The 10,770-nt window shown below is 28.0% G+C and carries 10 protein-coding genes; all 10 read right to left on the bottom strand.

The window, feature by feature from the left end; all coding sequences use genetic code 11:
- On the bottom strand, nt 1-1,267 hold a 1,267-nt coding region (locus tag L21TH_RS04420), incomplete at its 3' end, for a methionine gamma-lyase family protein (protein WP_034429323.1).
- Nucleotides 1,268-1,343: 76 nt separating this feature from the next.
- Nucleotides 1,344-1,520: a hypothetical protein gene (locus tag L21TH_RS14235; protein WP_006310513.1), complete on the bottom strand. Its 177-nt coding sequence runs from the start codon at nt 1,518-1,520 to the stop codon at nt 1,344-1,346.
- 1 nt (nt 1,521) lies between these two features.
- Nucleotides 1,522-2,025 carry a hypothetical protein gene (locus L21TH_RS04415; RefSeq protein WP_162138483.1) on the bottom strand — a complete coding sequence of 168 codons (504 nt, stop codon included), beginning with the start codon at nt 2,023-2,025 and terminating at the stop codon, nt 1,522-1,524.
- A gap of 49 nt (nt 2,026-2,074) precedes the next feature.
- On the bottom strand, nt 2,075-2,677 hold the full coding sequence (locus tag L21TH_RS04410; protein ID WP_006310509.1) for a GTPase: 603 nt from the start codon (nt 2,675-2,677) through the stop codon (nt 2,075-2,077).
- Nucleotides 2,674-3,615, bottom strand: a complete 942-nt coding sequence (locus tag L21TH_RS04405) for an AAA family ATPase (RefSeq protein ID WP_006310507.1) — start codon at nt 3,613-3,615, stop codon at nt 2,674-2,676. Before L21TH_RS04405 ends, L21TH_RS04410 begins: the two co-directional genes overlap by 4 nt.
- A 140-nt stretch (nt 3,616-3,755) precedes the next feature.
- On the bottom strand, nt 3,756-4,013 hold the full coding sequence (hfq, locus tag L21TH_RS04400; RefSeq protein ID WP_006310506.1) for an RNA chaperone Hfq: 258 nt from the start codon (nt 4,011-4,013) through the stop codon (nt 3,756-3,758).
- The gene (gene miaA, locus L21TH_RS04395; protein ID WP_006310505.1) at nt 4,003-4,995 is read right to left on the bottom strand and encodes a tRNA (adenosine(37)-N6)-dimethylallyltransferase MiaA; all 993 of its coding nucleotides are present in this window, start codon (nt 4,993-4,995) and stop codon (nt 4,003-4,005) included. The genes hfq and miaA overlap by 11 nt, the downstream gene beginning before the upstream one ends.
- 12 nt (nt 4,996-5,007) lie before the next feature.
- A complete protein-coding gene (gene mutL / locus L21TH_RS04390; RefSeq protein WP_006310504.1) occupies nt 5,008-6,945 on the bottom strand; it encodes a DNA mismatch repair endonuclease MutL in 1,938 nt (645 codons plus the stop codon).
- Between the two features lie 11 nt (nt 6,946-6,956).
- Entirely contained in the window at nt 6,957-9,623 is a 2,667-nt protein-coding gene (gene mutS, locus L21TH_RS04385) for a DNA mismatch repair protein MutS (RefSeq protein WP_006310503.1), read from the bottom strand.
- 103 nt (nt 9,624-9,726) lie between these two features.
- Nucleotides 9,727-10,770 (bottom strand): tRNA (N6-isopentenyl adenosine(37)-C2)-methylthiotransferase MiaB (gene miaB / locus L21TH_RS04380; RefSeq protein WP_034429321.1); only part of this gene is annotated, 1,044 nt, incomplete at its 5' end.

Raw genomic sequence — 10,770 nt, 5'->3', positions numbered from 1 at the left:
ATAAATTATTTAGTCCTTTCATTACACCTATTTTACAATGTTCGTATGTTAGACCACCTTGATAATAAGCTATATAAGGTTCTCGTATAGGGGCATCTGCACTCAATTCTATTGATGAGCCTTGGATAAATGCTCCTGCAGCCATTATAACTTGATTTTCATAGCCAGGCATATCCCAAGGTTCTGGTAGTACATAAGAATCAACTGGAGATGCACTTTGAATACCTTGGCAGAATTTAATTACTCTCTCTTTATTTTCAAACACAATTCCTTGTATAATATCACTTCTAGAGTCGTTTATATCAGGAACTACTTTAAAACCTAGGTCTTTAAAAACTATAGCTGCTAGTAATGCACCTTTTAAAGCTTCTGAAACAACATGTGGCGCTAAAAATAACCCCTGCAATGTACTTCTTGTTGTTCCGAAAGTTAATCCTATCTCCTTACCTACTCCAGGTGCTGAATGTCTAAAAGCTATTAATTCTATAATATCTTTTTTACCAACTATGTAACCTCCAGTTAAAGCTATACCTCCACCTGGATTTTTTATCAATGAACCAACTACTACATCAGCTCCTACATCAGTAGGTTCATATTTTTCTATAAATTCTCCATAACAGTTATCAACCATACATATTATATTTTTGTTATAAATTTTAATTTTTTCAATTGCATATTTAATATCATCAACAGTTAGAGCTTTTCTGTCGCTATATCCTGTTGACCTTTGTATAAGTATAAGCTTTGTATTTTTTGATATGTTTTTAATAACTTCATCTATATTAATATTACCGTTTTTGTCTAAATCAACTTCTTTATACTTAATGCCGTATTCAATTAAAGAACCTTTAGTATTGCCTTTAATACCTATCACTGTTTGTAATGTATCATAAGGACTACCAGTTATAGAAATCATTTCGTCATTTGGTTTTAATAGTCCCGACAAAGTTAAAGTAATTGCGTGAGTTCCTGACATTATAGTGGGTCTCACTAGCGCATCTTCAGTATTAAATACATATGAATATACCTCTTCTACCTTTTCTCTACCTATATCGTCATAACCATACCCAGTTGTCCAGTTGAAGTGTGTAGCATCTAACTTTGCTCTTTGCATAGCATTTAGTACTTTATATTGGTTATATTCTTTTATTTTATCAATATGTTGAAATTTTTCCTTTACAAGTTCTTCTTTGGCCATAACGTATTCTATTACCTCTTTTTTCAAACCAAATTGTTTACATAATAATTTTATCGTATCGTTACACATTCTTTTCACCTTCTATCTTTTGTATTATATAGATTACTAAATATCTTCTGTATTTTAACATAAACATTCATTTAGTTCAATCATTATTATTGCATAATGGACATATACCCTCTTTTTGCATTTTTATACGTAATAATATTGGTGCTGTGTTTACTCCAATAAAAAAACCTTCTTTTATTCCCACTCTTCTGCCAAGAGCATACCCTATGAGAAAAATAAATATACTAATGATAATATAAGTTGTGATATCCACCTTAACTCCTCCGTAGCAAATAATATTCTAATAACTCAAATAATAAAATTATAATAAGTCCGTATACTAATTTTACAATACTGAGCTTATATTCAATTAGCAATAAAATTATAATAACTAGGGTAGATTCTACTTTACCTAAAATAATTACAAAATTATGGGATTTATATCTTATATCTTTAGACATGTCTATATAGTCATCTATTAGTTGTATAATTAATATTAAAATAAATGAAGATAGCATTTCTTTGTATCCAATTAGTAGAATGCCTAAAATAGTTACTATAATTGATTCATGATATCCTTTTAAACCTAAAGGCAATGTTCTATTGATATTAGAGAACATTCCAATTATATATGAACTAATAAATAAAGAAACAGCTAATTTTGCATTTAGTAAACAAGAAAATGAAAATATTATTAAGCAATACGCTAATATCCCCCTACCTGATTTTTTTATAAACTTATTTAAAAATGAATTATCTAAATCCTGAAAGTCATCCATCAACTTAATAGTTAAAGCAGTGAATAACATACAGAAAAATACATTCAAATTAAAGTGAGTTAACAACAAATTTTTTCACCTCATAAAAGCCTTGCTTGTAAAGAGCAGATATTGGAATCCAATATACATCTTTATCAATTATATTTTTAAATTTGGTTAATGTGTCTTTATTTTTTTCTAAATCAATTTTGTTAATTAGCAAAGCATAATTATTTATTGTTTTACCAAAATCTATTAATTGTCTATCAATAAGTGAAAGAGTTTTGCTATTATGTAATGTGGTAATATCAATGATGTGTAATATTATATGTGATTCATTTAAGTATTCTAGTGTTTGAGCTATTGCATTTCTAATTTCTTTATTTGGATGTATACCATCAATTAAACCAGTAGTATCGATTAGTTTCACTTCTTTTTTTCCTTTAAATATTGGTATTTTTAGAGTTAGTTTTTGTAAGCGAAGAGTTTTATGAGCTTCATTAGAAACTAACGATTTTCTAGCTATATTTAAAGACATTTCCTTTGTTAAAATCTTACCACTTGGATATTCTACTTTTATTAGAACTTTATTAACTCCTAAAAATTCAGCAAAATTTAAGAAAAATGTTGTTTTTCCTACATTTGTATTACCTAAAATTAAAGCTTTTATCAATATTTACCCTCTCCTTCAATATCTTCGGCTTTTATTAATAAAAGGTCACTTTTGGATATAAAAGATTTTTTTTGTAGTCTAACTGCTTGTTTTCTAATTGCTCTTTCTATAATATTTCTTACTAATCTCGCATTACCACTGTTTTCTGAATTATTCTGATATATAATTATTTGTTTTAGTTTTTCTATGCTTTTATTAGTAAGCGTGTATTCTCTTTCTTCTGCAATTTTTTTGGCAATTTTAATTAATTCGTTAACATTATAATCTTTAAATTCAACATGTATTGGAAATCTAGATTTTAGTCCAGGGTTAGTTCTTAAAAACATTTCCATTTCATCACAATAACCTGCCAATATTAAAACTAAATTTTCTTTATTATCTTCCATTGCTTTAACAAGTGCATCGATTGCTTCTTTTCCAAAGTCTTTTTCTCCACCTCTAGCTAATGAATATGCTTCATCTATAAACAATATTCCTCCCATAGCTTTGTTAACTTGTTGTTTTACCTTAATAGCGGTATGTCCTATATACTCACCAACAATATCAGCTCTTTCTATTTCAATTAAATGACCTTTTTGTAATATTCCCATGTTTTTTAAAATTCTTCCCAGTAATCTTGCAACGGTTGTTTTTCCAGTTCCAGGGTTACCCTTAAATATCATATGCAATACTATTGGCTCAGTACGTAGATTTTCTTTTTTACGTTTTTCTTGAATTTCTATAAAAGCACGTATTTCATTTATTAAGTTTTTTACGTTTTGTAACCCAACTAATTTATTTAGCTCTGTTATTACATCTTCAAGTGTTTCTATTTGTTTATCTTTTGGTTTGATAGATTGTACTGCTTTACTATCATATAGTTGCTCAAATGTTGTATTTAGACTCACTTTACCAAGTCTGTATAAAGATATAATTTCTTCATTAACTTTATTAGCCATAAAATCACCTCATATAATATATGGGAGAGATGCTTTAAAATATGTACTATTTATAATTTATGCAATAGATTACTAAAACGTTAAAAAAAAGAACCTTTAAGTTTTACCTCAAAGGTTCTTTATAATTTTTATACTAATTATTATTGTTCTTTAACACTATTATCTTTTATACTACTCTTGTTCATTATACTAACTGGTTTATTTGGAGTAATAGTTGAAATAGCATGTTTATATATTAAATTTTGTTTACCTTCACTTTCTAATACAATAGTATAATTGTCAAATCCTTTTACTGCCCCCTTTAATTGATAACCATTAACTAAATAAATAGTTATACTTATATTTTCTTTTCTAACTTTGTTTAAAAAACTATCTTGTAAATTAATATTATTTTTCAAAATAATCCCCTCCACTAGTTATATCTTTAAAAAATGTATTATTATTAAGTTTTTTAGAAACATAGCTTAATATAGCTTTACATGCCTTATCATTATCGTCATATAAGTCTAAATTTATCCATTTTATTCTTTTATCTCGTCTAAACCAGGTTATCTGTCGCTTTGCAAATCTTCTAGTATCTCTTTTTAATATTCTAATCGCTTCTTTGTATGTATATTCGTTGTTGAAGTATTTTATTATTTCTTTATATCCTAAACCTTGTAGTGCAGTTGAATCGGGTCTATATCCCATTTTTAATAAATTTTTAACTTCATCAAGTAAACCTTCTTTTATCATTAATTCTACACGTTTATTGATTCTATCATACAATTTTTTACGATTCATTGTTAAACCTATGAAGGCTAATTCGAAAGTAGGGTTTGGTTTTCTAAAGTTTTTGTTGTATTCAGACATTGGTTTTCCTGTTTCGTGATAGACTTCTAGCGCTCTTATTATTCGTTTTCTATCATTAATGTGAATTTTATTAGCTGATTTTGGGTCAATCTTTTTTAATTTTTCGTGAAGGTATTCATTACCATGAATTTCTGCTAATTCATTATATTTATTTCTAAGTTTAGGATTTGAAATAGCTTTTGTGAAATCTAAATCATATACTATTGAGTTTACATATAAACCTGTACCTCCAACTAACATAGGTAATTTCTTTTTATTTAAAATTTCATCTATGCACTCTTTGGCTTTTTTTTGATAGTCCGATACTGTAAATTTTTCATTAGGATAAACAATATCAATTAAATAATGCTTAACACCTTCTTTCTCTTGTTCTTTTATTTTAGCAGTACCTATATCCATGTGTTTATATATTTGCATAGAGTCAGCTGAAATTATTTCAGCATTTAATCTCTTAGCAATCTCAATTGATATTGATGTTTTTCCCACGGCTGTTGGTCCAACTAATAGAATTAAAGGTTTTTTTTTCATGATAATCATCCTTTATTGTATTCTCTTAAATTTTTTTTCTATTTCGTATTTTGACATTTTGATTATAACGGGTCTTCCATGGGGACATGTATATGGATTATCAGCTTTTCTAAGGTCTTTTAATAACCGTTCTATTTCAATGTTTTCAATTTTATCTCCTGCTTTTATAGCACTAGTACATGCCATTTTCATTATTTTTTCAATTCGTAGTTGATAGCTATTTTTAATATTATCTTGGATTTTGTCTAGTATATCCATGAATAGCTGTTTAGACTTTGGTTTACCAAATAACATAGGTACACTTCTTATTATAACTGAGTTTGTACCAAAACCTTCTATTCTAAATCCTAGCTTATTAAATATATCTATATTATCTTTAACCACTTGATATTCGCTATGAGTTAAATTAATAATTTCAGGTGCTAAAAGCTCCTGGATAGTAACAGTTTGGTTTTCGAATTCTTTTTTATATTTTTCATACATTATTCTTTCATGAGCTGCATGTTGGTCAATTATATAAAAAACTTCATCGTTACTATCTTCTGCTAATATATATGTGCCAAATAGAATTCCTATGATTTTCATATCAGGTATCTTTTTAATTGAAGTTTGTTGTTTTTTTTCAATTGCATTGATTGGGATATTACTATTAGATAAACCTGTGTTATCAATAATATTTTTAACAAATTTACTTTGTTTATCCTTGATTTGTGATTTATTATTTGTATACTCTACAGACTCAATAGTATCAGCTGAATAATTTATACTACTTCTATCCTGTACTACATCAGTGCTATTCATAAAATCGATATTATCTTTTGTATGGTCCTCAATTACTAAAAGATTGTCATCACTAGGTTTTGAATTAACGTCAGTATCTTCAATCAAATCTATGATTTTTTGTTGTTTTACTTCTTCTTTTTTATCTTTTGAATTAATTGTAACACTAGGTATTAAATTTTTTTCTTCTAAAGCAACTTTTATTGATTTAGAAAGTATATATTTCAATATTGATTCATTTTTAAATCTTATTTCAATTTTAGTGGGATGGACATTTGCATCTATATTTTTTGCATTTGTATCTATATAAAGTATACACACTGGATATTTATTAATTGGAATTAAAGATTTATATTCATTTTCTAATGTCTTAGATAACAACCTACTTTTAATAAATCTACCATTCACATAGAAATATTGAAAATTTCTATTTCCTCTAGTATATGATGGTTTTGCTATGTAACCATCTATTTTAATATCATCACCATTATAATTTATTTTAATCAAAGAATCCGCAAATTCTTTGCCATAAAGACTATATATAGTTGAGTAAATATCACCATTGCCAGGTGTTTTTAATATTAGTTTATTGTCTTTTATATATTTGAATGCAATATTAGGATTTCCTAGTGCTAGTCTATAAATGGTTTCACTTATATGCGATGATTCAGCATTATCACTTTTTAAGAACTTTTTTCTTACTGGAGTATTGTAAAATAAGTTTTTTACAATTACAGTTGTTCCTTTAGGACATCCAACTTCCTTATTAGAAATAATTTCACCGCCGTGAACATCTACCTGTCTACCACTTAAACTATCCTTTGTTTTGCTTAGAAGTTGAACTTGTGCTACTGATGCGATACTAGCTAAGGCTTCACCTCTAAAGCCTAAAGAGGTAATCCTTTCTAAATCTTCTACTTTTTTTATTTTACTAGTACTATGTCTTAAAAATGCTAATTTTATATCATCGTTTATTATTCCTGTACCGTTATCTGTAACTCTTATATATTTTTTACCTCCGTTGACAATTTCAATACTAATTGAAGTTGCTTGTGCGTCAATTGAGTTTTCCACCAGTTCTTTCACTACTGAAGCGGGTCTTTCTACTACTTCTCCTGCTGCAATTTTGTTTATGGTGTTATTATCTAGTATTTGAATCCTACTTCTCATTTATATCGCTCCTATAACTTTTTTGCTTCTTGACTGAGTTTATATAAGATATTTAATGAATCTAGTGGAGTGAGTTGCATTGGGTCAATATCTTTTAATTTTTTTATGATATCATTTTGCTTCATACTAAATAAATTCAATTGATAATTGCTACTTTGCGCTTCTTCCTCTATTGAACTGGATTGTTTATTTTCTTCAACAACTTCCTGCTTAGTAACTGCTATATTGTCTCTATTTAAGTTTTTTTCTTCTAGTTCTTTTAAGATTTCCTTAGCTCTTTCTATTACTTGATTTGGTACCCCTGCTAGTTTTGCTACTTCAATACCATAACTACGGTTTGCTCCACCACTTACAATTTTTCTTAAGAAAACAATATCGTCTCCTTCTTCTTTAACTAATATCCTATAATTTTTAACTCCTTCGACTCTATTTTCTAATTCAGTTAATTCATGATAATGAGTAGCAAATAAAGTTTTAGCTCCTAGTTTATATTTATCACTAATGAATTCTACAACTGCTTTAGCTATACTTAAACCATCATAAGTGCTAGTACCTCTCCCAATTTCATCTAAAATTAATAAACTATTCTTGGTTGCATTATTTAATATATTAGCCACTTCGCTCATCTCCACCATAAAAGTACTTTGTCCCTGAGAAAGGTCATCGGATGCTCCAACTCTTGTAAATATTTTATCAACAATAGCAATATTCGCTTCGGTAGCAGGTACAAAACTACCAATATGAGCCATTAAGACTATTAATGCTACTTGTCTCATATAAGTAGACTTTCCTGCCATGTTAGGTCCAGTAATTATAGAAATTCTATTGTCATTGTTATTTAATAATGTATCATTAGGTATAAACAATTCACCGTTTAACATCTTTTCAACTACAGGGTGTCTACCTTCTTTAATATCAACTACTCCATTGTTATTTAACTTAGGCTTTACATAATTGTTTTTGTAAGCTACCTGAGCTAATGAGTTAAGAACATCTATAGTTGCTATTGTTTTTGCAGTTTTTTGGATTCTTTTTAATTGTGCTCTAATACTATCTCTTATTTTTACAAAAAGTTCATACTCTAAGTTCATACTACGTTCTTCAGCACCAAGGATTTTAGCTTCCATCTCTTTAAGTTCAGGTGTTATATATCTTTCACTATTAGCTAATGTTTGTTTACGAGTGTAATTTTCAGGCACTAAATCAAGATAAGATTTAGTAACTTCAATATAATAACCAAATACTTTATTATAACCTACTTTTAGTTTCTTTATGCCCGTTCTACTTCTTTCACTTTCTTGTAGCTTTGATAACCATTCTTTTCCTTTATTAGATGCTTCTCTTAACTCGTCTAATTCTATATTATAACCACTTTTTATTATTCCACCTTCTTTAATTGTTACAGGTGGGTCATCAAGAATTGAAGCATCTATTAGTTTATGTATATCTTCTAAAGTATCTAATTCATTATGTATATGATTTAATACTTGTGAGTTTACAATACTCAGACTTGATTTTAGACTTGGTAGGACAGAAATAGAGTTTTTTAAAGAAATTAAGTCCCTAGCATTGCAGCTTCCGTAAACGACTTTTCCCATAAGCCTTTCAATATCATATACTTTATCTAATAAACCTTTTATTTCATCCATTAGTAATAGATTATTAGTTAATTCATCTACAGCATCTAACCTTTTATTTATTTCTGAACTATCAATCAGAGGTTCTTCAATCCATCTTTTTAGTAATCTACCTCCCATGGCTGTAGATGTTTTATCTAATAGCCATAATAGAGAACCTTTTTTACTCTTACCTCTAATAGTTTCTGTTAGTTCCAAATTACGTCTTGTACTAATATCCATCATCATGTATTTATTAATAGTATAGTTCTTTATACTATTGATATGTTCAAGTGCTATTTTTTGAGTCTCTTTCACATATTCAATCAAAGCACCAGTAGATACTATAGAATGGTTCTTACTTTTTAGCCCATATCCTTCTAAAGATATAACTTTAAGTTGATTCTTTATCGTCTCTTCAGAAGTATCAATATCAAAAGCCCAGTCATAATATCGGTTTATAAATGTATTAAATCTATTCTCTATATCTTTTACTAATTCACTATAATTAAAAAAATTACTATTAGCTATAATTTCAGTTGGTTGGATTTTAGATAATTCATCCATTAAAGAACTAAACAAATCTCTTTGAGTTTTGTGAATTTCTGTCGTATAAAGGTCACCAGTCGAAATATCTACATAAGAGATACCTACTCCTATGTCATCAATATATAAGCAGCATAAATAGTTATTACTTTTTTCATCTAATATATTTAGATCAGTTATTGTACCAGGAGTAATAATTCTTACTACATCTCTTTTTACAATTCCCTTAGCTTTTGCAGGGTCTTCTATCTGTTCACAAATAGCAACCTTATAGCCTTTTTCGACTAATTTTGCAATATACGAATCTGCTGAGTGAAAAGGTACACCGCACATTGGCGCTTTTTTACCTTTACCACAATCTCTACTAGTAAGGGTTATTTCTAGTTCTTTTGAAGCGGTAATAGCATCATCAAAAAACATTTCATAGAAGTCTCCTAATCTAAAGAAAAGAATTGTATCTTTATATTTTTCTTTTATATCCATATATTGTTGCATCATAGGTGTAAGCTTTGCCACATCAATTCCCTCCAGTTAAAGGTTCATATTATATATTATAACACAAATATACTTATAAGAATGTAAAATAGGCCAAAATCATAGACTTTGGCCTATATAAGCATTATTTATTAATAAGTTCACCTTCTAGATAAAATGTTTTAGGTGTCGTGATTTTTACATTTACTAATTTTGAAATAAGTTCTTTTTTACCTTTAAAATGAACTAATTTATTAGTTCTTGTTCTTCCGGTTAAAACAGACTTATCATTTTTACTAACTCCTTCTACTAATACTTCTACAACTTGGTTTTTTAGTTTCTTATTATTCTCAAAAACTATAGGAGTTAAAGTGTCAAGTAACCTTTGAAATCTTCTCTTCTTTATAGCATCAGGTACTTGATTTTCCATTTTAGCCGCAGGGGTGCCTTCACGGATTGAATATAAAAATGTAAAAGCTGAATCAAATCTTACCTTTTTTACTATATCTAAAGTATGTTCAAAATCATCTTCTGTTTCACCTGGGAATCCAACTATTATATCTGTTGTTAGTGATATATTAGGCACTTCCTTTTTAAGTTTGTTTACTAAATTTAAATATTGCTCTTTAGTATATTTTCTATTCATTCTTTTTAATACTTGATTACTGCCAGCTTGAAAAGGAAGATGCAAGTGCTCACAAACTTTTTCACAGTCCCTGATAGCATAAATTAATTCATCAGATAAATCTTTAGGATGAGATGTCATAAACCTTATTCTTTCAACACCTTCTATTTTGTTAATTTCACCCAATAATTCAGCAAATGTAACTTTTTTGTCTAAAGTTTTACCATATGAGTTAACATTTTGCCCTAATAATGTTATTTCTTTATAACCTTTTTTTGCTAATTCAGTTATTTCGTCAATTATTTTTTCAGATTTCCTACTTTTTTCTCTCCCCCTTGTATAAGGAACTACGCAATATGTGCAGAAGTTATTACAACCATACATAATATTAACAAATGCTTTAAAATCATATTTTCTCTTTGAAGGTAAATTTTCTACTATATGAGCACTGTCATCCCATACATCTATAATCATTTTCTTTGCATTTTCATGTTTAGTTAACAACTGTGGAAACTCATGAACATTATGAGTTCCAAAAACAATGTCTACGTGATTATATTTTTG

Source organism: Caldisalinibacter kiritimatiensis, from assembly GCF_000387765.1.
Classification (GTDB): domain Bacteria; phylum Bacillota; class Clostridia; order Tissierellales; family Caldisalinibacteraceae; genus Caldisalinibacter; species Caldisalinibacter kiritimatiensis.
This window is presented reverse-complemented; position numbering and strand designations above follow the sequence as displayed.